The following is a 22935-nucleotide window of genomic DNA, read 5'->3' as shown; positions in this document are numbered from 1 at the left end:
CGTTTAACGATTGGACACCTAATGACTAATAACGATATTCTGCGTCGTCTGCGCTTTATTATGGATTACAACAACAGCACTATGGCGGCAACCTTTGCGCTAGGGGGCTTAGTGTGTAGTCGTGAACAGATTATTGGCTGGCTGGCAAAAGAAGAAGATTCCGTATTTTTAGCATTAGAAGACCAAGCGTTGGCGCAGTTTTTAAATGGCTTAATTAGCAGTCAACGTGGCCAAAAAGAGGGCGAGCAACCGATCGCGGAAGCGCGCTTAAATAACAATATTATTTTACGTAAATTGAAAATCGCTTTTACGCTGCGAGATGATGATCTGTTAGCCTTGTTGTCATTAGCCGATTTTCGCATGGGTAAAGCGGAACTCAGCGCATTTTTTCGCAAACCCGATCATCCACATTATCGGCAATGCCAAGCGCAAGTGTTGCGTAATGTGCTAAAAGGCTTACAGCTTAAGCTGCGTCCTTAACGGCTATGCAGTTGTAAATCGCCTAGCGTGATAGCCGAGTGGCTTTTCTTTAATTGGCTTAAAAACAGTAGGGCACAGCCGTAGGCATCTTCTAAGGCATGATGCTGTGCACTCACCGGTAGGTGATGTCGCGCCAAGCATTGCGGTAAGCGCAGGGCATCAGTCGCTAGCCGCGATCCCAGCTTTTGCAGGCGGTGATATTCGATATTCAGCGTGTCCAGAAACAGCATGCGGGGCGCCTTGCCAAAGTGCCGCTGAAAAGCGATCTGTAAAAAAGCCCGATCTAAGCGGCAATGATGTGCGACAAAAATATAGCCGGGATACTGCTTAAGCAAAAACGTTAATACGTCGGCTAACTCTTGGGCATCTTTTAAGTCGCTGTCATGTAAGCCATGATAAATGGCACTTTGTCCGACACTGACCGGCGCTTCAATTAAGTAATGTCGTGCTTCACTTAGCCGAATATGTTGCTCAACAATAGGCAACCAGCCGATACTCACAATATGATCTTGTTTGGCATTTAAGCCGGTGAGTTCTAAATCTAATACTAAGTATCGACACTCGCGTGCTGGTGTGTCAGCGCTGGGTAACGCCACCTGATTAAACGTCAGTATTTCGGCATACAACTCGGGGTTTTTCTGTAACCATCCAAACATTTACATTTCTCGACAATAACGATGTTTCATGGACGATTGTGCGCCGTTGATTACCGCAAAACTGTCTTTCAATTGATGTCGTTGTAAACCCGACAGCACGGCAGGATCCAATAAATTACTGGCTTCATGGCCTTGGCTAATATCGTGTAAATGCTTATCCCAACGCAATTGCGCTAAAATATCAAAAGCATCCGATAAATTTTGGGTATCTTTTGCTTCCATAATACCTTCTGCTGTCAAGCGCTCTAAACGCTGACGTGTATTTACCTCATGGATCCCATTTGCCAGAGCATACACCCGCACGATATCGGTAATTAAGCTGATGCCACGTTTTTTCAGATCCAAGCCTTTTTTTTGTTTTCCGTCGTGCTCTAGGATAAAGTTTTTTAAAAAACTCAATGGCGCTGTGCGTTGTAATGCGGTTTGTGCCAGTTGTAATAAAAATAATGATTGATTAGTCCGGGCTAAAATATCGTGTTGTAGTGCGTTAAATAGCCCCTTTGAGCCTTCAACCACGCGCATATCAAAGAAGATACTGGATTTAAGAATAGCGTCAGGGGTCGGCGAGGAGATCCAGCGCGCAAACTTTCCTGACCAACCTTTTAAACTCATTCTAAGCTCAGGGTTCGATGCCATAATATTGCCCGGGCACAAAGTAATACCGCAACGAGCCAAACCTTGACAGACAAAATCGGCTAATTTGGCAAAATACTCGCCAATCTCGCCACTGGGCTCTTTTTCCAGTAATAAGGCGTTATCTTGATCAGCATTAATACTTTGATCCATACGAGCTTGTGAGCCAAAACACAACCAGCTAAATACGCAGGGCGCGGGGCCAAACTCATTCTGGGCTAATTTGATTAAACGCTGCGTCAGCGCATCGGTGATGGTGGTAATAATATGACCTGCTTCATAGGCAGGCACTTGCTGCTTACCTAAAATCAGCGCTAAGTTATTAATTTGCATGCTGCAATGCTCTAAGCCATCGATCGAGGTTTGACGATGGATCTCACCAATCAAATATACGGGGTGATCTTGCTGAGAGCGGATCACATCTGTGGTTGTGATCATGCCATAGCTAATACCTTGGTCCATCACCGGTAAATGGTGCACATTAAAACGGCTCATCAGTTGGACTGCTTCAAACAAATAAGCATGCTTATCAATAGTTTGTGGTTTTGGCGTCATCACTTCTTTCACCGGTGTTGCTGCTGGTAAGTTGTCCGCCAGAACACGACTGCGTAAATCGCGGTCGGTTAAAATTCCAATTAAGCGTTCGTCTTGTTCAATTAATAAAGAGGAGACACGTTTTTCAGTCATTAATTGGGCAGCGGCTTGCACGGTTTGTTCACCATGTATGGCAACTTTGCGCGCTTGGGCAATGTCAGATACTTTTAAGGTAAAACGCGAGCCTTGTTGCTCTTTGTATTGATGTAGCCTTCGGCCAAATAAGCGCTGAAAAAAGATATCAATATTTTTATATTGATAGCGCATTTGATGAAAAGCCGTGGCCGGTAACCAAAATAATAAACCATCTTCTTCACAGATCAGTTGATCGTTATCAGCTAGGCCGGTTAACAGCAGTTGATAACCATAAAAATCACCTTCTTCCAGTTTGGTAAGCAATTGTTGTTGATCACTATAGAGTGCATAAATACCGGTGCGGACGATCAGTAAATTTTCTGTGCTGGTATCCACCGTTTCGCCCGTTTGGCAATAATACACATTTAGTGCAGCCGCCAAATCCGCTAGTTGCCCTTCAGCTAACTGATCAAAGGGGGTGGTGTGTGCTAAAAATTTAGTGACTTCGGCAACTTCCATGATGCGCTCCTGTTTTAGTTCGTTTAGGCCGGCTTTACTTTGCGCATAGCAAGGTAATGATGGGATCGGTTGCCGACAATGGACGCCATTGCGCAGATAAGGCTTCATCCGCAGTGGGGATCTGCAAGTTTTCGGTAAAGTCAGCCTGAGCCATTTGTTGGCAATGCACAACTTGCGGTACGCGTTTAGCACTCATGCGCCGTTCAAAGAAATATAAGTCGACTAACACCAGCGCGGAATTGCGCTGATTGACTGCGGCATTAGCCACATCGGCGGCGATAAAACGTAAAGTTTGAGGAAAGAAATAACTCCAAGGACGCCATGGCGCGGTTTGTTCAATGGTTTTTACCACCGCAACGCCCTCAGGTAATAAGCTTGTTTGATGACTGTACCAGTTGTATTCACTGTGAATTTGAAAGCTAAGCATACCCACCGCAGCGAACACAGGGATGAGCCAACGGGGTAGGCGCTGACGACTGATAAAGCGTAAGCCTAGGGCAACGCCTGCTGCGCCTAAACCTGCAAAAATCGTTGCAATTAATTCCCACAACATAACGGACTTCCTAAAAAATTCGGGCTTTCCAGAGAAAGCCCGAGGGTGAGGCAGAACAAGCTGCTCTTACGCTAGCCATGTTCTGCCACGATATTAATGATCGATGGCTTGGCCTGCACCACGTGGCGAACGCACACTTTCTACCAGTTCTTGGATGCGCTGTGGAGGGGCTTCTGTCATTGATGATACAACAAAGGCAACGGTGAAGTTAATCATCGCACCTACTGCACCAAACGACAGCGGTGAAATACCGTAACCTGTACCACCAAATAACCAGTTATCAGGTGTGTTAGCGAAAGACGCAGTACCTGGGATGAAAAACCAGCCTAGGTATAAGAAGATATACACACAGGTAGAGATTAAACCTGCCAGCATACCTGCAATGGCGCCTTTATTATTCACTCGCTTAGAGAAGATACCCATCATCAATGCAGGGAAAATAGAAGCTGCAGCGATACCAAAGGCTAAGGCCACCGTTTGTGCGGCAAAGCCTGGCGGGTTCATCCCTAAGTAGGTGGCGATAACAATGGCGACCCCCATGGAGATCCGTGCGGCTAATAACTCTCCTTTTTCACTAATATTCGGATTGATAGAGCCTTTGATTAAGTCATGACTGATCGCGGACGAAATCGCTAACAATAAACCGGCTGCAGTTGATAATGCTGCTGCTAAACCACCGGCCGCAATTAAACCGATAACCCAGCCTGGTAAATTAGCAATTTCAGGGTTGGCCAGAACTAAAATGTCATTGTTTACTGTCAACTCGTTACCATTCCAACCACGTTCTGCCGCTTTTTCAGCAAAAGCAGGAGAATCGTTATAGAACTGGATACGACCATCACCGTTTTTATCGTCAAACTTGATTAAACCGGTTGTTTCCCATGTTTTCATCCAATCTGGACGTTGCGTGTAATCAACCGCTTCAGCTGTTGGTCCTGCAGGGTAAATTGTGGTTAATAAATTTAAACGTGCCATTGACGCAACAGCGGGTGCCGTTAAATACAATAACGCGATAAACACTAATGCCCAACCTGCTGACCAACGCGCATCGGCTACTTTAGGCACAGTGAAGAAACGGATAATAACATGGGGTAAACCTGCAGTACCGATCATCAGTGACAGCGTGAACAGCACCATGTTCAGTTTATTATCAACATCTGCGGTGTAATCTTGGAAACCTAACTCACGAACAATCATATCTAACTTAGCCAGTAACGGCATTCCTGATTCGATATGGGTACCAAATAAGCCTAATGGCGGTAAGAAGTTGCCGGTAAGTTGTAATGAAATAAACACTGCCGGAATAGTGTAAGCAATGATCAGCACGACATACTGTGCAACTTGCGTGTAAGTAATACCTTTCATACCACCCATTACCGCGTATAAAAATACGATAACTGCCGCAATGATCAGACCCATGTCGCTACTCACTTCAAGGAAACGAGAGAACGCCACACCGGCACCGGTCATTTGACCGATAACGTAGGTTACTGAGGCGATAATCAAACAAGCTACCGCAACTAAGCGAGCTCCTGTGCTGTAAAAGCGATCACCGATAAAGTCAGGTACGGTAAATTTACCAAATTTACGTAGGTAGGGGGCTAACAGCATGGCTAATAAAACGTAACCACCGGTCCAACCCATTAGGAAAGTGGAATTAGCATAACCACCCGCCGCAATTAAGCCAGCCATAGAAATGAACGATGCCGCTGACATCCAGTCCGCGGCGGTTGCCATACCGTTCATGACGGGGTTGACACCCCCACCGGCCACGTAGAACTCTTTAGTTGAACCCGCTCGGGCCCAAATAGCGATTGCGATATAGAGGGCAAACGAGCCGCCAACAAATATCAAGTTTATTGCAAATTGACTCATCCTGCTTACTCCTCGTCCACACCGAATTCTTTATCCAGTTGGTTCATTCTCCAGGCATAGAAGAAGATCAACGCGATAAACGTAAGAATAGAACCCTGTTGTGCGAACCAGAAGCCCAGATCAGTACCGCCGACGCTAATACCCGCCAGTAACGGCCGAAGTAAAATACCAAAGCCATAGGATACGGTTGCCCATATCACTAAGCTTATGATTATGAGGCGCAGGTTAGCGCTCCAATATGCAGCGGCATTCGTGTTATTATTTGCCATAAGTTGTGTCTCCTTTAGTTTTTATTTTCGAGCAATTCTAATGTAGCAGTAGTTAGCTGCTCTGCTAGCCCGACTTTAGTCGAAGACTTGTACTGAAGCATTGACAAGGTGCCGCACTAAAACCAAAGTTAGCTGACAACCCTAAATGGAGAATCCCGTGACTGCGTGGACTGTAGCCCTATTAGCCTTAATGTATGTCGGTGGTTTGTTTTTAATTGCCAATTGGGGTGAACGCCATGCCGACGATCGTCTAATACGAAAGTATGGCGGTTTAATTTATAGCTTGGCGTTAGCGGTCTATTGTACCTCTTGGACCTATTATGGTGCAGTGGGTACGGCAGTGACCCGCGGCTGGGATTACATTGCTATTTATTTAGGGCCTATTCTGCTGTTTATCTTCGCGCAACCGTTTTTATTTAAGCTGTTGTATGTGTCGAAAAAACAAAACGTGACCTCGATTGCTGACTTTATCTCTGCCCGCTATGGTAAGCGCAGCAATATCGCCACTTTAGCGGCTATTGTTTGCTTGATTGTGGTGATCCCTTATATTTCGTTGCAATTAAAGGCGGTGGCAGGCTCTTATCAGGTATTACTTGGCGGCAGCTTTGATGACAGTAAATTAGCATGGTATCAAGACAGTGCCTTATTAAGCGCCATCGCTATGGCGTTTTTCGCCATTTTATTTGGTACACGCAAACTTCACCTGACCGAGCAAAACCGTGGGGTGATGGTAGCCATCGCCTTCGAATCCGTGGTGAAGCTATTTGCACTTTTAATGTTGTCCATAGCTGTGTATGTATTCTTAATTGATACTGATCAGTCTGTGCTTCGTACTTTTGCCTTGCATTCGGTGTCGCAGCAAGAACAACTGACCACACCCGGTTGGGTTGAATTTATTACGAAAACACTGTTGGCGATGGTCGCGGTGTTTTTGCTACCCAGACAATTTCATGTCGCCTTTGTCGAAAATGTCTCGCATCATTATTTACGTCATGCCAGACGCTGGTTCTCCGGTTATTTAGTTTTAGTCACCTTAGTGGTGATCCCGATTGCCGTGGCCGGTATGCAACTGTTTCCCGATATGCTGGAGCTGGCCGATAGCTTTGTGTTGTTAATCCCTTCACGGATGGAATGGAACGTTTTAAGCGTATTAGTGTTTATCGGTGGCTTCTCTGCCGCCACGTCGATGATTATTATTGCGACCTTAGCTTTAGCCACGATGATCAGTAATGATGTGGTGATGCCTGGCTTATTAAAGTCGAGTAAGCAAAAAGGTTTATCACACGATTACAGCCTATTAATTTTGGTGGTACGGCGTACCATGATCGTGGTGGTAATGGCGCTGTCTTATCTGTATTACAGTGTCTTTGCCCGCAACTACGAATTGGCCGAAACCGGTTTGTTAGCCTTTGCGCTGACCATTCAATTAGTCCCTGCGGTCGTTGGCGGGCTTTATTGGCGTCGTGGTAATGCTTATGGCGTGTATGCGGGTTTAAGCATTGGTATGGTGTTATGGTTTTACACCTTAATGTTACCGCAACTGGTGAATGCCGGGGTATTAAGCAGCGCCATTATGCAGCAGGGGGTCTTTGGGCTGAATTGGCTTCTGCCTACGGCCATGTTTGGTATTAAGCTGGATTCGTTAAGCCATGGTGTCTTGGTGTCGCTGGGCTTTAATGTGCTTGCTTATACGTTGGTGTCGTTAAGTACCAAGGTAAACTTGCTAGATCGCTTACAGGCGGTGGCCTTTGTTAAACCGAATTTACCGATTAAACATCAAGATACGCCAGCGCGGCGTATTCGCATTCATAACAGTGATTTAAAAATCTTACTGGAACGATTTGTTGGTAATCAACGTGCCGCAGAGTGTTTAGCCGAATTTGGTCGTAAACAGCAAATGACTCTGCAACTGGATGACTTGCCTAGCGTTGGGTTAGTCGAACACGTTGAACGTGAACTCGCTGGGGTCATCGGCGCGTCGTCTGCCTCTACTATGGTTAATGCGGTACTTGAAGGGCGGCAACTGGCGTTTGAAGATGTCGTCACCTTGTTTGATGACACTACGCAGGCCATTCAATTTTCGCGCAAAATATTATTCTCAACGCTAGAACACTTAAGTCAAGGGGTCAGTGTGGTTGATCGTGATCTGAATTTGGTCGCGTGGAATAAATCCTACTTAGAGATGTTTAATTATCCTGATGGTATGGTGCGTGTGGGGCGGCCGGTGGCAGATATTGTGCGGCTTAATGCGGAGCGCGGGCTCTGTGGCGTCGGTGATCCGGATGAGCACGTTGAAAAACGTATTATGCATATGCGAAATGGTACGCCTCATGTTTTTCAGCGGGTGCGACCTGATGGTAAAGTGGTCGAAATGCGCGGTAACCCCATCCCTGGCGGCGGTTTTGTCACCAGCTTTACCGACATCTCGGACCATGTTAAAGCCGTGCAGGGCTTAGCCGAGGCGAAGCAGCACTTAGAAGATCGGGTGCATGAGCGTACGCAAACTATTTCTGACATGAACCAGGAGTTACTGGCTGAGGTAGGGCGTCGTCGTGAAACAGAACAGCAATTACTGCAAGCAAAAGCCGAAGCTGAAGCGGCGAATGCGTCGAAAACCCGGTTTCTTGCTTTAGCCAGCCACGATATTTTACAGCCGTTAAATGCCGCGCGCTTGTTTACTGCCGCTTTAGCAGGCATTCACGACAAGCAGCAACAAAGTGCGATTTTAACGCAGCTTGATAATTCGCTGAAAGCTTCAGAAGAGCTGATTTCAACCTTATTAGAAATCGCCAAACTTGATGATGGTAAGTTACAACCGAATGTACAGCCGGTACCGTTAAAAGAATTATTAATGCAATTAGCCGACGAATATGGCTTGGTGGCCAGTCAAAAAGGCTTATCCTTAACAGTAAAAACCAGCTCGTTACAAGTGCAAACCGATGCCACTTATTTGCGGCGGATCTTACAAAACATGTTATCTAATGCCATTAAGTACACCAATAAAGGACGCATTTTACTAGGTTGTCGCAAACGTGGTGATCATTTGTTATTGCAAGTGTGGGATTCTGGCCCGGGTATTGGTGAGGCGGATCTGCAGCGTATTTTTGAAGACTTTTATCGCATTGATGCCACGGCTAAAGGCCAACAAGGGCTGGGTTTGGGCCTGGGGGTGGTCAATCGGATGGCGAAATTACTTGGCCATGAATTGTTAGTGAAATCTTGGCCGGGTAAGGGCACGGTGTTTAGTATTCGCTTGCCGTTAGTGCTTGGTAAGCGCCGCCAAGAACTTCCTCTGCCAAGCCCTCTGCAGCAAAGGCCCTTACCAGGGTTGTCGGTGGTGTGTGTCGATGATGATGCGGCTAACTTAGCGGCGTTAAAAGTCTTATTACAGCAATGGCAGATCACTGATGTGCAGTGTTTTTATGATGAACAAGAGTTACTCAGTTATGCGCCGAACCATCCCGCACCGGATGTGATTATTATTGATTATCAACTTGGCCAACATTTGAATGGCTTAGATCTGTATCGGCAGATCCGTCAGTATTGGGGAGAGGTAAATGGCATTTTGGTGTCGGCTTCACCCCAAGCTGATTTAGCGGTCTTAGCTAAAGCGGAGTCGTTGATGTTTTTAGCTAAACCGATTAAGCCAGGGGCGTTACGGGCAACCCTGAATCATTTTAAAATGCTGAAAAGGGCCGCTAATTAGGCCCTCGCTGGCGATTTAATGGCAAACAAGCACTTATTGTTGTTGTGCCATAGCGCGATCAACCGGCGGCTCTAATGTGAGCCGTTGCGCTTGGATCACCACTTGGGTGCGGTTAGTGCAGCCCAGTTTACGAAAGATTGCCGTAATATGCGCTTTAACCGTGGCTTCTGAGATATGCAGATCATAAGCAATTTGTTTATTTAACCAACCCTCAGTTAAATAATACAAAACTTTGTATTGCTGCTGGGTTAATTGCGCCACCCGTGAGGCTAAGTCCAAATCTTGCTCGGTATCACCTTGTTCTAAAATTTGTTTTTGCAAATTCTTCGGAACCCATAACTCACCATCTAGCACCGCATTTAAGGCGGTACTGATATCAACAGGATTAGCGGATTTTGGGACATAGGCAGAGGCGCCAAACGACATGACGCGGCGGATCACATCCAAATCTTCACTCGCTGAAATCACCACGATTGGTAAACTGGGATAGTTTTTCCGCAGTTGAATTAACCCCAAGAAACCGCAGTTTCCCGGCATATGGAGATCGAGTAATAACAAATCAGCATCGGGATGTTGTTCTAGGGCGGCACAGGTGCTTTCAAAACTGTCTGTTTCAACAGTGGCTTTGGTTGCAAAAGTACTGCTGATAGCATTAATAAGCGCGTTTCTAAATAGCGGATGGTCGTCTGCTACGATTAACTTTGCCATCTTCCCTCCAGTGGTTTTAGCTTGTTTTTGTTATAAGAAAGGCCGCATGGTAGCGGCCTTTTCTGCTGCGACTGGAGACACACCAGCTCTACGTAAGAGGACGGGTGTCTTACTTACGATTTAAGCGGTTATTTACCAATAATTCAACCACTGATGGATCAGCCAGTGTAGAAATATCTCCTAACTGATCATGTTCATTGGCTGCAATTTTTCGCAGGATACGGCGCATAATCTTACCAGAGCGCGTTTTCGGCAATCCGGCAGGAGCCCACTGTATCAGATCTGGCGTAGCGATAGGTGAAATTTCTTCACGCACCCAGGCTCTAATCGCTTTGGTTAGCTCTTCACTGGGTTCTACACCCACCCGAGGTGAAACATACACATAGATACCTTGGCCTTTAATATCGTGTGGGTAACCGACTACGGCAGCCTCAGCAATCGCTTCATGCGCAACAAGACAGCTTTCAATCTCAGCGGTGCCTAAACGATGGCCAGAAATATTTAATACGTCATCGACACGACCCGTTAACCAATAATAGCCGTCTTCATCTCGACGTGCACCATCTCCGGTAAAATACACCCCTGCATAGGTGCTGAAGTAGGTTTGCTCAAAGCGTTCGTGATCGCCAAATAAGGTACGCATTTGTCCAGGCCAGCTATCCGTGATAACTAAGTTACCTTCGCCCGCACCTGTGACGATATTGCCTTCGTTATTCACTAACGCCGGTTTAACACCAAAGAATGGCCGCGTTGCCGAGCCAGGTTTTAAGGCTGTGGCACCCGGTAATGGCGTAATTAAAATGCCGCCTGTTTCTGTTTGCCACCAAGTATCAACGATAGGGCAATTACCCTTACCAATTTTTTCGTGATACCAATTCCATGCTTCTGGGTTAATGGGTTCACCGACGCTACCTAAGATCCGTAACGAAGATAAATCGGCACCGGCAACAGGCGCATCGCCATGCGACATCAAGGCGCGGATGGCTGTTGGCGCGGTATACAAAATATTGACTTGGTATTTATCTACAATTTGCGCAATACGTTTTACGCTAGGGTAGGTAGGAACACCTTCAAACATCACGCTGCTGGCGCCATTGGCAAGCGGCCCGTAAATAATATAACTGTGGCCTGTAACCCAACCAACGTCTGCGGCGCACCAGTAAATATCACCTTCTTGGTAATCGAAAACATATTGATGCGTCATGGCGGCATACAGCAGATAACCGCCAGTGGTGTGAAGCACACCTTTGGGCTTACCGGTTGAACCGGAGGTATAAAGAATAAACAGTGGATCTTCCGCATTCATCGGCTCAGGTGCACATTCTTTAGGTTGTGCAGCAAGCAGATCATGATACCAAACGTCCCGACCATGGTGAAAATCAATGCTTTTGCCAACATGTTTAATCACAATGACATTTTTAACTGGGTTGGTGTCGCCAAGATGCGCTAAGGCTAAATCCGTGTTGTCTTTTAGGTTAGTAGCACGGCTACCCCGTAAGGCTTGATCGGTGGTGATCACCAATTTTGAATCACAATCGACGATACGGCTGCCCAATGCATCAGGCGAGAAACCGGCAAACACCACCGAGTGCACCGCACCAATTCGAGCACAGGCCAATAGCGCAACAGCGGCTTGCGGGATCATCGGTAAGTAAATGGTGACCCGATCACCTTTATTCACACCTAGGGCTTTCATGCCGTTGGCCAGTTGGCAAACCTCATCATACAGTTGTTGATAGGTGACTTTTGACTCAACGCCAGGCTCATCCCCTTCCCAATAAAAAGCCACTTGATTGGCTCGTGTGGCAAGATGACGATCTAAACAGTTCACACTAGCATTTAGCACGCCATCGGCAAACCAATTGATTTTCACTTTGCCCAGTTCATAACTGGTGTCTTTAACCTGAGTGAACGGTTTAATCCAATCCAGTTTCTTAGCGTGTTCACCCCAGAACTGATCAGGTTGTTCAATAGATTGTTGGTACAGTGCTTGATATTGCTCATCAGTTACATGGCAATGCTGCTTGATTTTTTCAGGCACCGGATAAAGAGTTGGTTGCGTCATATCATCCCCTACGGATTATCGTATTTATTATTAATCATTACTAACGGAGACAGCTGTTTAAAGAAATTAGACCATAGTCTAGACGATGTTAAAACAGAGTGCGAATTGCGACTAAAGGCTAATTGCGAAGATGCAGACTGTCGCTCAGAGTTTGGATACAATAAAAACGACATCAGTACTACTATAAAAAAACATGGAGAACTCCAGATGAGACAAAGTAAGACACGGAATACCTTAGCTGCAGCTATCGCATTAGCCTTAACTGCAGGCGCTGCACATGCGAACAACGGCTTTAAAGTGGGCGACACCGAAGTGAGTTACGGTGGTTACGTGAAACTTGATATGATGGTTAGTGATGCAGACGGTGACATAGCGTCAATCGGGCGTGATTTTTATGTCCCTTCTGTCACACCGATAAATGGCGACAGCACAACACGTTTTGATATGCATGCCCGTCAAACGCGTTTTTTCTTTACCACCTCAACCGATTTAGGTAACGGTGAAAAGATGACAGGGCGTATTGAATTTGATTTTCAAACCAGTAATAACGGTAACGATGAGCGAACCACCAACGGTTACAGCCCCGTTATGCGCCATGCTTTTGTTAATTACAAAAATTGGACAGTTGGCCAAACTTGGTCAAACTTTATGGACTTACAGTCTTTACCGGATACCTTAGACTTCGTTGGTAATGCTGATGCGGCTATCTTTATTCGTCAAGCTCAAGTTCGTTACACTTCAGGTAATTTCTCTATTGCGGTAGAAAACCCAGAAAGCACGGTCACGCCATTTGGTGGCGGCGCTCGTATCACCACAGATGACAATGCTACTCCTGACTTTACGGTGGGTTACAACTTTAAAACTGAAAATGCTTCTTTCCGAGTGGCCGGTTTGCTTCGACAAATTGCTATCGAAAACGGTGTATTAGATGACAGCGTGGCGTCTTACGGTGTGTCTTTCAGTGGTAAATTTAACCTTGCTAATAAAGATGATATTCGTTTTACCATTAACACCGGTGAAGGTTTAGGCCGTTATGTCGGTTTAAATGCTTCTAATGGCGCGGTATTAACCGGTACGACAAGTGATGCTGAACTTGAAACCATTAAATCAACGTCTTTCTCCGTGGCGTATCGTCATCTGTGGAATGACAAGTGGCGTTCAACCTTCTTATATTCAGCGTTAAATGTTGATAATGACACCAGCTTGACTGGTACTTCAGCGAATAAATCCATGCAGAGCTACAGTGTCAATGCGTTATACCAGTTCAATACCAAATTTATGATGGGTGTTGAATACAAGTATGCTAATCGTGAAATCGAAAGCGGTTTAGATGGTGATATGCACCGTGTGCAGTTCAGCGCTAAATACGACTTCTAAGTTAAATAGTTAGCTTTCTAAAACGCCTCTATATGAGGCGTTTTTTATGGCCGCAGCACTCGCTGCCAATGTTTAGTTTTAATAAAAACGTGTTATAGGCACTTAACTACCAACATGACGCTCGCTCCGTTTTAGCCCGCCCAGCAAGCGCAACAACATTCTGAGGTGACTGGCTGTTCAAGCCATTTTGCCTCGCTTAATAAGCCGTTGCGACATATTATTTTGCTGGCTAGCTGGCATTGCAAACCTTTGTCAGTAAACCGTTGCAAGTGTCGACTTAAGCGCGAGGTTGGATCAGATAATGCCAGCACAAGCTGCAGCGATGTTAGCTTAGCCTCACTTGCACCCTAGATTAGCGAATAAACACATTTTATAGCCATGCTTGATAAAACAAGCTGCATAAAATAGTGCACTAAAAAACAGCCAATAAAAAAGCCGGCAAAGCCGGCTTTTTAACTCAGATGCGACAATATTACTCGGGTTTACCCGGTTTAGTCATCGGTGCTGATGCCGATTGACGCGCAAACGCCGAGCCGGCCGGGCGACTAGAAGAGCTGACAACCGGACGTTGTTCAGCAGTGACTGCCGTGACAACGTCTGTTTTGGCTTCTTCTGTTACCGTTTGTGGTTTCGTCATTTCTGCAACGACCATGTTACCAAAGCGACTGCCTGTAGCTTTTGCTGCTTTAGGTTGGGCTGTGACAACAGGAGCAGCTATAACCGCTTCAGCTTTAGCCGGTTCCTCTTTAGCCGGTGCAGCTGCAACTGGAGCCGCAACGTCAGCTTTAGCCGGTTCAGTCGCTTCAGCAACAACCGGTGTTGCTACTTCAGCTGGCGTTACATCAACTGGCGTTACTTCGGCGGCAGCCTTGTTACTGTTTTTGGCTGCCACGGGCACAGCTTCGGCCGTCACTTCTTCAGCTTTTGCTGCTGTAGCAGGGGCTTTTACCGGCTCAGTAGGTACAACCACCGCGGTAGGCGTCGCTTCTGGCTCAGCTAATTCTAGCTTTTGCTGTTGCGGGCTTTGCTCAGTTACCACAGGGGCTGATGCCGCTTCATCGGTTGCAACAGTGGCCGCTGCCGTCTCATCTGCTTTTACTGTGTCAGCACTGGCTTTGGCTGGGCGACGACGGCTACGGCTGCGTGTTGGCTTCTCAGCGTCATTCGCAGGGGTATCGACGGCATCCGCTACAGGCTCTGATGTGATAGGCTCTACCGCGTCAGTTGTGGCATTCGCCTCAGTACTCTCTGTAGCACTCGACGCAGTATTTTCTGTGGCAACCGGCTGTTCAGTGGTAGCTGTCGTGTCGGTTTGTTCTTTACGACGCTTTTGACCGGCGGCACGTAAATGCCGTGGCGAACGACGACTGCGACTGCGAGGCTCAGAACTTTCAGTATCAGAGAGGCTTTCAGTTGTAGTGGCTGTTTCTGCCTCTGTTTCGTTACTGTCCGCGGCAACGCTTTCAGCAGTTGCGATAGCCGTTTCAGCAGCCGGTTTGGTTTCGCTGATTGGCGAAGCCTCGGCGACTACCACGGGCTCTAATACGCTCGAGCTCTTGACGTCAGCTGCAGGGCTGGCGGTTTCAACAACGGCTGGCGCCGCAGTAACGGTTGCGGTTTCAACGGCGTTGAGCTGATCTTTTGCTGGCGCTTTGCTTGCTGCAGCTGTTTCTGCTTTGGCAGCGTCAACCGCAACGACAGCGGGTGCTAGTGTGTCGGCAGCTTCCGCTTTAGCTAAACGTACAGAGCGTTGCAGATTGCGACGTTGCCGACGTTCAGCGGCTGCGGCACGGCTGTTTGGTTCATCCGCTGTTTCTGCCGACGGTTTTTCAGCACGTGGCTCAGACGCGGCTTTACGAGGTTCCGCAGCGCGAGCAGGTTTATCTTGTGATTGTGGGCGATTACGCTCTGGACGAGGCGCTTTCTCTTCAACAGCCGCTGCTTTTTCAACGGGTTTTTCAACCGCTTTATCTGCTGTTTTTTCTTGATCCGGACGACGACGACGATTATTACGACGACGTGAGTTTTCGTTGCGATCAGAACGTTGCTCGTTACGCGGCTCTTTCGTGCTGTTGGCTTTCTGCTCTTTAGTCACTGGCGTGGTTTCGGCAGAGGGAGCTGCTGGTGCAAATACACTGCTTAACCAGGTGACCAACCGACTGACTAAACCCTGTGTTGTTGGCGTAGCCGCAGGACGGACAGCGCTGGCTGGGGCCGCTGCTGGCGCAACAGGTGCAGCTACCGGAGCAGACGCTTGTGATAAGCTTAACGCGGAAACCGCAGGTTTTTCTTTAACGGCGTCACTGCTTGGCTGATACAGCTTAGTACTGTGCTCGGGCACTTTAGGCAGAGTGTAGCTGGCATCTTCGATTTCTTCGTCGATACGAATACGTGTCACTTCGTAGTTTGGCGTTTCTAAATGCTCATTCGGGATAATAAACACTCGAATACCATTACGCTGTTCAATACGACGCACACCTTCACGCTTTTCGTTCATTAAATACGTGGCGACAGACACCGGTACCTGCGCATGGATCTGGCTGGTGTTGTCTTTAATCGCATCTTCTTCAATTAAACGTAAGATTGATAAGGCTGACGATTCAATACTGCGGATAGTGCCACGGCCATGACAACGAGGGCAGACGTGTCCGGCTGACTCACCCAGTGAAGGGCGTAAACGCTGGCGTGACATCTCTAACAAACCAAAGCGCGAAATCCGGCCAATTTGCACCCGAGCGCGATCTTGTTTTACCGCATCTTTTAAACGGTTTTCTACTTCACGTTGATGGCGCACCGGCGTCATGTCGATAAAGTCGATAACAATTAAGCCACCTAAGTCACGTAAACGTAATTGGCGAGCAATTTCATCAGCCGCTTCTAGGTTGGTGTTAAAGGCGGTTTCTTCGATATCGCCGCCTTTGGTCGCTTTTGACGAGTTAATATCAATGGCGGTCAACGCCTCGGTGCTATCGATAACAATAGAGCCACCTGAAGGTAAACGCACCTCGCGGCGGAAGGCGGTTTCAATCTGGTTTTCAATTTGGTAATGCATAAACAACGGCACTTCACCCTGATACATTTTTACCCGGTGGGCAAAATCAGGGCGGAACTGTTGGATATACACTTTAGCTTCTTCAAAGATTTTCTGGCTATCAATTAAGATCTCGCCAACATCACGACGTAAATAATCACGGATCGCACGGAAAACCACGTTGCTTTCTTGGTGAATTAAGAACGGACCCGTGCGCTTTTTAGCTTCTTCGGTGATGGCTGACCAATGCTTTAATAATGCTTTTAAGTCGTAATCTAGCTCTTCGTAAGATTTACCTACACCGGCAGTACGCACGATTAAACCCATGCCATCGGGCATTTCTAGTTGGCCTAACGAATCTTTTAACTCTTGACGCTCGTCACCTTCGATGCGACGAGAAATCCCCCCGCACGCGGGTTGTTGGGCATTAATACCAAGTAAGAACCGGCTAAACTGATAAACGTCGTTAGCGCAGCGCCTTTTTGGCCGCGTTCTTCTTTATCAATTTGGATGATGACTTCCTGACCTTCTTTAACCACTTCCTTAATGTTAGGACGGCCATCGAAGCTATAACCAGAGGGGAAATATTCACGGGAAATTTCTTTTAGCGGTAAAAAACCATGACGATCAGCACCATAATCGACGAAGGCCGCTTCTAGACTGGGTTCAACACGGGTGATTTTGCCTTTATAAATATTCGCTTTTTTTTGTTCATGGCCTGGGCTTTCGATATCCAGGTCATACAGTTTTTGGCCATCGACCAATGCAACACGAATTTCTTCTTCTTGCGTTGCGTTAATTAACATTCTTTTCATTGTTGGGTGACTCATTTATGCAGCCACAACACAACTTTTCCGGGCACCTGAGTGTTCAGACGTTATCAAACACATAATGCTGCAGTCTCCCGACTGGGTGCTTGAGGGAACCTAATTTTTTACTCGTTACAGTAGCGAGCCTACACGTATTGTTGGGGCAGGCTAAACTGTCTTCGTTTTTAAATCTGACACACATCGCCATAAAGCGCTGCGTTCTGGCTAATCTTTATTTTTGCTCGGTGACCGGATCTTGTGTTTTGCCGTTGTTGGTAACAAATTACGCAACATTACCTCAGGCAAATGGCAGTGAGTAAACGCCGGGGGTATAAAAAACATTGGTTTTCACCACGATTTCGGTATGATCACATCCCCTGACGGTGCCGCACAACTTCTCTTATGTCACTGTGAGCGCCCTAATTGCCGAAACTCGGCAGAATTAGCGGGGTGATTATCCCACTATTCCGCCTTGGATAGCAACTGAATTGTAATATTAGCAGAGTAATTTAAAGCCATGACTGATGAAATAAAATTGCCGGTGCAAATGATTGAAATCGAAAGTGATTTTATTGGTCAGCGCATAGATAACTTTCTGATTGCCCGGCTGCGTGGCGTACCTAAAAGTGTCATTTATCGGGTTTTGCGAAAAGGTGAGGTGCGGGTCAACAAAAAACGCATCAAACCTGAATACAAGCTGCAAGCTGACGATGTGGTGCGTGTACCGCCGTTTACCGTTGCTGCAGAGCCGGATGCTATCTCTGTTAAATTGAGCATGGTAAAAGATTTAGAGCAGCATATCTTGTTTGAAGACGCTGATTTAATCGTGTTAAACAAACCATCAGGTATGGCGGTTCATGGCGGCAGTGGCTTGCAGTTTGGTGTTATTGAAGCCTTACGTGCTTTGCGGCCCTTGGCCAAACATCTTGAATTAGTTCACCGCTTAGACCGTGATACCTCGGGCTGTTTAATGATTGCGAAGAAGCGTTCGGTGTTAACGCATTTACATGCCCAGTTACGTGATAAAACTGTTGAGAAAAAATATTGGGCGTTAGTATCGGGTGATTGGGACAACAAAATGCGTAAAGTGACCGAGCCGTTAAAGAAAAACACGCTGCAATCGGGTGAGCGAGTGGTGCGGGTCGATGCTAAAGAAGGCAAAGAATCGGAAACGCGTTTTCGTATTTTGCAGCGTTATCAGGAAGGCACCTTAGTAGAAGCCTTTCCGGTAACAGGCCGTACCCACCAAATTCGGGTTCATACCGCCTGTAAAGGTCACCCAATAGCCTGCGATGACAAATACGGTGATAACACCTTTAGTAGCCAAATGAATAAAATTGGGCTTAATCGGTTATTTTTACATGCATACAGTTTAAGTTTTATGCATCCCGGCACCGAGACAACCATGCGGTTTGAAGCCCCGCTGGATGAGCAGTTAAACCAAGCCATGAGCCAGTTAACGAGAAAATAAGATGTCAGCAGTCAAGTTAGTGATTTTCGATTGGGATGGCACCGTCATGGATTCCGTTGGGCGAATTGTCTCGTCGATGCAAGCTGCTGCCTTGCATACCGGACTTGCTGTGCCAAGCACGGCCGCGGTGCGGCATATTATTGGTTTAAGCTTAGATCCGGCATTTGACATGTTGTTTCCAAGCGCTAATTCCGCGCAGCGGCAGCAACTATTTGAGCATTATCGCGATCAATATGTGCAGCACGACACCACGCCGACACCGTTATTTGCCGATGCCGAGCAGGTGTTACAGCAATTAGCTGAGCGTAATGTACTATTAGCCGTAGCCACGGGAAAGGCGCGCAAAGGCTTAGATCGCATGTTTGCCGAAACCGGTTTAGCGCGCTATTTTGCTACCAGTCGCTGTGCCGATGAAGCACAATCAAAACCCCATCCCGATATGTTACAACAAATTATTCAACAGCTTGGTGTTGCTGCCAATGAAGCGATTATGGTGGGGGATACCAGTCATGATCTGAAAATGGCTCAGGCTATTGCCATGCCTAGGATTGGGGTGAGCCATGGCGCCCATGACGTTGCTGTGTTGCAACAATATGCGCCATTAGCCATTATCGATCGGCTAGCTGATTTACCCGCTTGGGTGCGCTAAGCGCTGTTAAGGCTCAAGTAACAGATCTCGGCCAGCTTGGCGCAGCAGTTGCAACAGCTTAATCAGTGGTAAGCCGATTAAGCTGTTAGGATCATCGCCTGCTAATTTACTGAATAAACAAATGCCTAAGCCTTCGCTTTTAAAGCTTCCAGCGCAATCCAACGGCTGTTCTCGTGCCACGTAACAGCGGATCTCTGCCTCAGTCAATGTGCGAAAATGCACCTTAAAACTATCAAGTGTGGTTTGTGTTTCACCTGTTGCGGCATTAACTACGGTTAAACCCGTAAGAAATTGCACCGCTTGGCCGCTAAATTGGCGTAATTGCGCGCAGGCTTTTTCTTCCGTATGCGGTTTGCCAATAATCTCTTTACCAAATACCGCCACTTGATCTGAACCAATCACTAAGCCACTCGTTAACGTACTGGCCACAGCGTGTGCTTTTTCGGTTGCTAAACGCTGTACCAAGGCTTCGGCGCTTTCACCGACACGGGGTGTTTCAATAGTGTTAGGGGCAATACATTGAAAATTTTCAGTTAATTTACTTAACAACGCGCGACGGTAGGGCGAGGTTGAAGCTAAATATAGTGAAGGGCGTTCGGCAATAGTCACAAAATAGTCCTTTTATAAACAACAGGGTGCACACTATAATAGCCTGCTGACAAAAATGTTGAAAAACCTGCAGAACCCTTTGACAGCAAGGGGCTGCTTCTATATGATGCGCGCCTTATGCAAAAATTGAAAATACCTGTTACGCTCGATCCGGTTAAAGCAGCACAAAAACGTTCCGGTTACTCCGGTATAGTGCCACTAAACACCTTAATCCGTCTTAAAGAAGGGTTAATGGCGTACCAAGACGACGTAACAGTCAGAATTGAATGCGAAATTGACCAGCAAAACCTTACTGTGTTAAACGGTACAGCGCATTGCCAGGTAAGTGTTAAATGTGAGCGTTGTGGTGAACCCATACCACTCACACTAGACGTAAGTTTTGCATATACTCCTGTTAAAGGAGATGATAACGCGGCTTTGGAATTGATTCCTGAGCGCTATGACGTGGTCGAGCGTGATGAGCACGGCGAGATTAATTTACGGCAGTTGATTGAGGATGAACTCATTCTGGCATTGCCACTGTTTCCGATGCATGATGCGGTTGATTGTCAGGTTGATCCTGACTCACTTAGCTTCGGTGATATCGGGCCAGAGCCAGAAAAGCCCAACCCATTCGCTATACTGCAAGAATTGAAAAAAAAGTGATTTAGGAGAAATACAATGGCTGTTCAGCAAAACAAAAAATCTCGTGCACGTCGTGACATGCGCCGTTCACATGATGCATTAACTGGCCCTACGCTGTCAGTTGATGCAACTACTGGTGAAACTCACCGTCGTCACCACATTACTGCCGATGGTTACTTCAAAGGCCGTAAAGTAAAATAAGTCTGGACGCACTTATCCTAACCGGTAAGCACGTGCAGCAGCTAAAGCCTTCTTTGGCTTTAGATATGATGGGGGGCGACTTCGGCCCCCAATCTACTATTCCTGCCGCTCTGGCAGCGCTTCAAGAATTCCCTCATCTTCAATTAGTTTTATGTGGTGATCAGCCAGTACTAGAACAAGCGTTAAAGCTTGCTGGTGTGGTCGACGAACCGCGTATTCGTTTTGTGCACAGTACTGAGCAAGTACTTATGGCCGACAAGCCGGCGTTAGCGTTACGCAGCAAACGTGAAAGTGCCATGCGTCATGCCTTAGAACTGGTTGAACAAGAACAAGTCCACGCCTGTGTCTCCGCCGGCAATACCGGTGCCTTAATTGCAATCGCACATTATGTGTTAAAAATGCTTAACGGCGTTGAGCGACCAGCTTTAATCAGTGCTTTGCCCAGTTGCCAAGGTAATCCGGTTTATATGTTGGATTTAGGTGCTACGGTAAACTGTGATGCAGATACGTTATTTCAATTTGCCATGATGGGCGCGGTGATGGCCGAGCAAGTTATTGGTATTAAAGCCCCACGGGTGGCCTTGCTGAACATGGGCGAGGAAGAAATTAAAGGCTCAGATCAAATAAAACGTGCTTCGCAATTATTAACCGAATGCAACGGTTTGAATTATATCGGCTATATTGAAGGCAATGATATTTTTTCTGGCAAGGCTGATGTGATTGTTTGTGACGGCTTTGTGGGTAATGTCGCGCTGAAAACCTGTGAAGGCGTTGCTAAGCTGATTATTAAGCGGGCGCAACAGAGTATTAAACAACGGCCATTAGCCGCTTTATTAAGCTGGTTGTTTAAACCTGTGCTAAAAAGTCTTTATCAGGGAATGAACCCCGACCACTATAATGGTGCAAGTCTGATAGGATTGCGCGGCATCGTAGTGAAAAGTCATGGCAATGCGACAAAAGACGCATTTTTAAGTGCCATCCGACAAGCTGTGCGCGAGGTTGAACGCCAAGTGCCAGCCAAAATAAAAGATCGGTTGGAACAAGTTCTTATTGATAAAGCATAGGGTAGCATGTACTCAAGAATTATTGGTACCGGGAGTTATTTCCCGTCACTGGTTCGCACCAATGCGGACCTAGAGTCTATGGTAGAAACCACAGACGAATGGATTATCGAGCGTACTGGCATTAAAGAGCGCCGCATTATTGGCCCTGATGAATCAGTTGCCAGTATGGGTACTGCTGCTGCTTTCAAAGCAATTGAAGCTGCCGGCATCGATAAAAACACCATTGATCTGATCATTTGCGCCACCACCAGCTCGGCGCGTTCATTACCGAGCTCGGCTTGTGAAATTCAGCGCGATCTAGATATTCCAGGCATTCCTGCCTTTGATATAGCTGCGGCTTGCGCCGGCTTCTGTTATGGCTTAAGTATTGCCGATCAATATATTAAAAGTGGTATGGCAAAGCGGGTCTTGGTGATTGGCTCAGATTGTTTATCGCAATTAGTCAGCCCTGAAGATCGCTCTATGGTGATTTTATTTGGTGATGCCGCCGGTGCGGTATTGCTAGAAGCTTCTGAGCAACCCGGTATTTTATCGACCCATATTCATGCCGATGGTAAATATTCAGAGCTGCTGTACGTGAATAATCCGATCCGTGGCGATGAAAAATCGGTACACGAATCATGGGGCAGCATGAAAGGCAACGACGTGTTTAAAGTGGCCGTTAACAAGCTGTCGCAAGTGGTTGAGCAGACGTTAGAAGCCAATAATATGCAGAAGTCTGATATTGACTGGCTGGTGCCGCATCAAGCCAATTTACGTATTATTGCTGCAGTAGCGCGTAAGTTAGATATGTCGATGGATCAAGTGGTGATTAACCTTGATCGTTATGGCAATACGTCGGCCGCCACCGTGCCCACTGCTTTGGATGAAGCGATCCGCGATGGTCGTATTCAACGAGGCCAAACCTTATTACTAGAAGCGTTCGGCGGTGGTTTCGCTTGGGCGTCAGCGTTAATTCGTTATTAAT

The 22935-nt window shown here is 46.8% G+C and carries 17 protein-coding genes and 1 pseudogene; 9 read left to right on the top strand and 9 right to left on the bottom strand.

The annotated features are described in order from the left end of the window. Positions 1–21 precede the first annotated feature (21 nt). Complete coding sequence (locus ACUJFL_RS11505; protein ID WP_445427560.1) at positions 22–480, top strand: YehS family protein; 459 nt, start codon at positions 22–24, stop codon at positions 478–480. Here the strand turns inward: ACUJFL_RS11505 and ACUJFL_RS11500 are convergent. The 5 genes from ACUJFL_RS11500 to ACUJFL_RS11480 all read right to left on the bottom strand — a co-directional run bounded on the left by ACUJFL_RS11500 (position 477) and on the right by ACUJFL_RS11480 (position 5654). Next, a complete protein-coding gene (locus ACUJFL_RS11500) occupies positions 477–1136 on the bottom strand; it encodes an exonuclease domain-containing protein (RefSeq protein WP_226749995.1) in 660 nt (219 codons plus the stop codon). The genes ACUJFL_RS11505 and ACUJFL_RS11500 overlap by 4 nt on opposite strands. Further along, positions 1137–2957 (bottom strand): putative nucleotidyltransferase substrate binding domain-containing protein, encoded by a 1821-nt coding sequence (locus ACUJFL_RS11495; RefSeq protein WP_445427559.1) that lies wholly within the window; start codon positions 2955–2957, stop codon positions 1137–1139. A gap of 34 nt (positions 2958–2991) precedes the next feature. Further along, the gene (locus ACUJFL_RS11490; RefSeq protein ID WP_226749993.1) at positions 2992–3510 is read right to left on the bottom strand and encodes a hypothetical protein; all 519 of its coding nucleotides are present in this window, start codon (positions 3508–3510) and stop codon (positions 2992–2994) included. Positions 3511–3603: 93 nt separating this feature from the next. Further along, entirely contained in the window at positions 3604–5385 is a 1782-nt protein-coding gene (locus ACUJFL_RS11485; protein ID WP_226749992.1) for a sodium:solute symporter family protein, read from the bottom strand. Between the two features lie 5 nt (positions 5386–5390). Continuing rightward, positions 5391–5654: a DUF4212 domain-containing protein gene (locus tag ACUJFL_RS11480; protein ID WP_445427558.1), complete on the bottom strand. Its 264-nt coding sequence runs from the start codon at positions 5652–5654 to the stop codon at positions 5391–5393. 157 nt (positions 5655–5811) lie between these two features. Between ACUJFL_RS11480 and ACUJFL_RS11475 the strand changes: the two genes are divergently transcribed. Further along, positions 5812–9360: a PAS domain-containing hybrid sensor histidine kinase/response regulator gene (locus ACUJFL_RS11475; protein ID WP_445427557.1), complete on the top strand. Its 3549-nt coding sequence runs from the start codon at positions 5812–5814 to the stop codon at positions 9358–9360. A 33-nt stretch (positions 9361–9393) separates the two neighbouring features. Here ACUJFL_RS11475 and ACUJFL_RS11470 read toward each other — a convergent pair whose 3' ends face one another. Together ACUJFL_RS11470 and acs are read right to left on the bottom strand one after the other, a co-directional pair. Further along, a complete protein-coding gene (locus ACUJFL_RS11470) occupies positions 9394–10068 on the bottom strand; it encodes a response regulator transcription factor (protein ID WP_226749989.1) in 675 nt (224 codons plus the stop codon). 109 nt (positions 10069–10177) lie between these two features. Continuing rightward, positions 10178–12133: an acetate--CoA ligase gene (gene acs, locus ACUJFL_RS11465; protein ID WP_445427556.1), complete on the bottom strand. Its 1956-nt coding sequence runs from the start codon at positions 12131–12133 to the stop codon at positions 10178–10180. Between the two features lie 207 nt (positions 12134–12340). Here acs and ACUJFL_RS11460 point away from each other — a divergent pair, with 207 nt between their 5' ends. Next, a complete protein-coding gene (locus ACUJFL_RS11460) occupies positions 12341–13510 on the top strand; it encodes a DcaP family trimeric outer membrane transporter (RefSeq protein ID WP_445427555.1) in 1170 nt (389 codons plus the stop codon). Between the two features lie 472 nt (positions 13511–13982). Here the strand turns inward: ACUJFL_RS11460 and rne are convergent. Next, a pseudogene (gene rne / locus ACUJFL_RS11455) lies at positions 13983–17356 on the bottom strand (ribonuclease E). Between the two features lie 511 nt (positions 17357–17867). On the opposite strand from rne, the gene rluC reads away from it, so the two are divergent. After that, entirely contained in the window at positions 17868–18821 is a 954-nt protein-coding gene (gene rluC / locus ACUJFL_RS11450) for a 23S rRNA pseudouridine(955/2504/2580) synthase RluC (protein WP_445424896.1), read from the top strand. Position 18822: 1 nt separating this feature from the next. Next, positions 18823–19470, top strand: a complete 648-nt coding sequence (locus ACUJFL_RS11445; RefSeq protein ID WP_226749985.1) for an HAD family hydrolase — start codon at positions 18823–18825, stop codon at positions 19468–19470. 6 nt (positions 19471–19476) lie between these two features. Here ACUJFL_RS11445 and ACUJFL_RS11440 read toward each other — a convergent pair whose 3' ends face one another. Next, a complete protein-coding gene (locus ACUJFL_RS11440; protein WP_445427554.1) occupies positions 19477–20079 on the bottom strand; it encodes a Maf family protein in 603 nt (200 codons plus the stop codon). Between the two features lie 117 nt (positions 20080–20196). On the opposite strand from ACUJFL_RS11440, the gene yceD reads away from it, so the two are divergent. The 4 genes from yceD to ACUJFL_RS11420 all read left to right on the top strand — a co-directional run bounded on the left by yceD (position 20197) and on the right by ACUJFL_RS11420 (position 22934). Further along, positions 20197–20724 (top strand): 23S rRNA accumulation protein YceD, encoded by a 528-nt coding sequence (gene yceD, locus ACUJFL_RS11435; protein WP_226749983.1) that lies wholly within the window; start codon positions 20197–20199, stop codon positions 20722–20724. A gap of 15 nt (positions 20725–20739) precedes the next feature. Beyond that, positions 20740–20904 (top strand): 50S ribosomal protein L32, encoded by a 165-nt coding sequence (gene rpmF / locus ACUJFL_RS11430; RefSeq protein WP_226749982.1) that lies wholly within the window; start codon positions 20740–20742, stop codon positions 20902–20904. A 65-nt stretch (positions 20905–20969) separates the two neighbouring features. Beyond that, on the top strand, positions 20970–21968 hold the full coding sequence (gene plsX / locus ACUJFL_RS11425; RefSeq protein ID WP_229588036.1) for a phosphate acyltransferase PlsX: 999 nt from the start codon (positions 20970–20972) through the stop codon (positions 21966–21968). Positions 21969–21974: 6 nt separating this feature from the next. Then, entirely contained in the window at positions 21975–22934 is a 960-nt protein-coding gene (locus ACUJFL_RS11420; protein WP_226749980.1) for a beta-ketoacyl-ACP synthase III, read from the top strand. Position 22935 lies beyond the last annotated feature (1 nt).

The sequence above is a fragment of the Alishewanella sp. HL-SH05 genome, assembly GCF_052655985.1.
This window is presented reverse-complemented; position numbering and strand designations above follow the sequence as displayed.

What these genes read in the sequence shown, in the direction of transcription:
- rluC (WP_445424896.1), top strand. Translation starts at nt 17,868, where the DNA reads ATGACTGATGAAATAAAATTGCCGGTGCAAATGATTGAAATCGAAAGT.
- ACUJFL_RS11460 (WP_445427555.1), top strand. Translation starts at nt 12,341, where the DNA reads ATGAGACAAAGTAAGACACGGAATACCTTAGCTGCAGCTATCGCATTA.
- ACUJFL_RS11445 (WP_226749985.1), top strand. Translation starts at nt 18,823, where the DNA reads ATGTCAGCAGTCAAGTTAGTGATTTTCGATTGGGATGGCACCGTCATG.
- ACUJFL_RS11485 (WP_226749992.1), bottom strand. Translation starts at nt 5,385, where the DNA reads ATGAGTCAATTTGCAATAAACTTGATATTTGTTGGCGGCTCGTTTGCC.
- ACUJFL_RS11470 (WP_226749989.1), bottom strand. Translation starts at nt 10,068, where the DNA reads ATGGCAAAGTTAATCGTAGCAGACGACCATCCGCTATTTAGAAACGCG.
- ACUJFL_RS11480 (WP_445427558.1), bottom strand. Translation starts at nt 5,654, where the DNA reads ATGGCAAATAATAACACGAATGCCGCTGCATATTGGAGCGCTAACCTG.
- yceD (WP_226749983.1), top strand. Translation starts at nt 20,197, where the DNA reads ATGCAAAAATTGAAAATACCTGTTACGCTCGATCCGGTTAAAGCAGCA.
- ACUJFL_RS11420 (WP_226749980.1), top strand. Translation starts at nt 21,975, where the DNA reads ATGTACTCAAGAATTATTGGTACCGGGAGTTATTTCCCGTCACTGGTT.
- ACUJFL_RS11490 (WP_226749993.1), bottom strand. Translation starts at nt 3,510, where the DNA reads ATGTTGTGGGAATTAATTGCAACGATTTTTGCAGGTTTAGGCGCAGCA.
- acs (WP_445427556.1), bottom strand. Translation starts at nt 12,133, where the DNA reads ATGACGCAACCAACTCTTTATCCGGTGCCTGAAAAAATCAAGCAGCAT.
- ACUJFL_RS11505 (WP_445427560.1), top strand. Translation starts at nt 22, where the DNA reads ATGACTAATAACGATATTCTGCGTCGTCTGCGCTTTATTATGGATTAC.
- rpmF (WP_226749982.1), top strand. Translation starts at nt 20,740, where the DNA reads ATGGCTGTTCAGCAAAACAAAAAATCTCGTGCACGTCGTGACATGCGC.
- ACUJFL_RS11495 (WP_445427559.1), bottom strand. Translation starts at nt 2,957, where the DNA reads ATGGAAGTTGCCGAAGTCACTAAATTTTTAGCACACACCACCCCCTTT.
- ACUJFL_RS11500 (WP_226749995.1), bottom strand. Translation starts at nt 1,136, where the DNA reads ATGTTTGGATGGTTACAGAAAAACCCCGAGTTGTATGCCGAAATACTG.
- plsX (WP_229588036.1), top strand. Translation starts at nt 20,970, where the DNA reads ATGATGGGGGGCGACTTCGGCCCCCAATCTACTATTCCTGCCGCTCTG.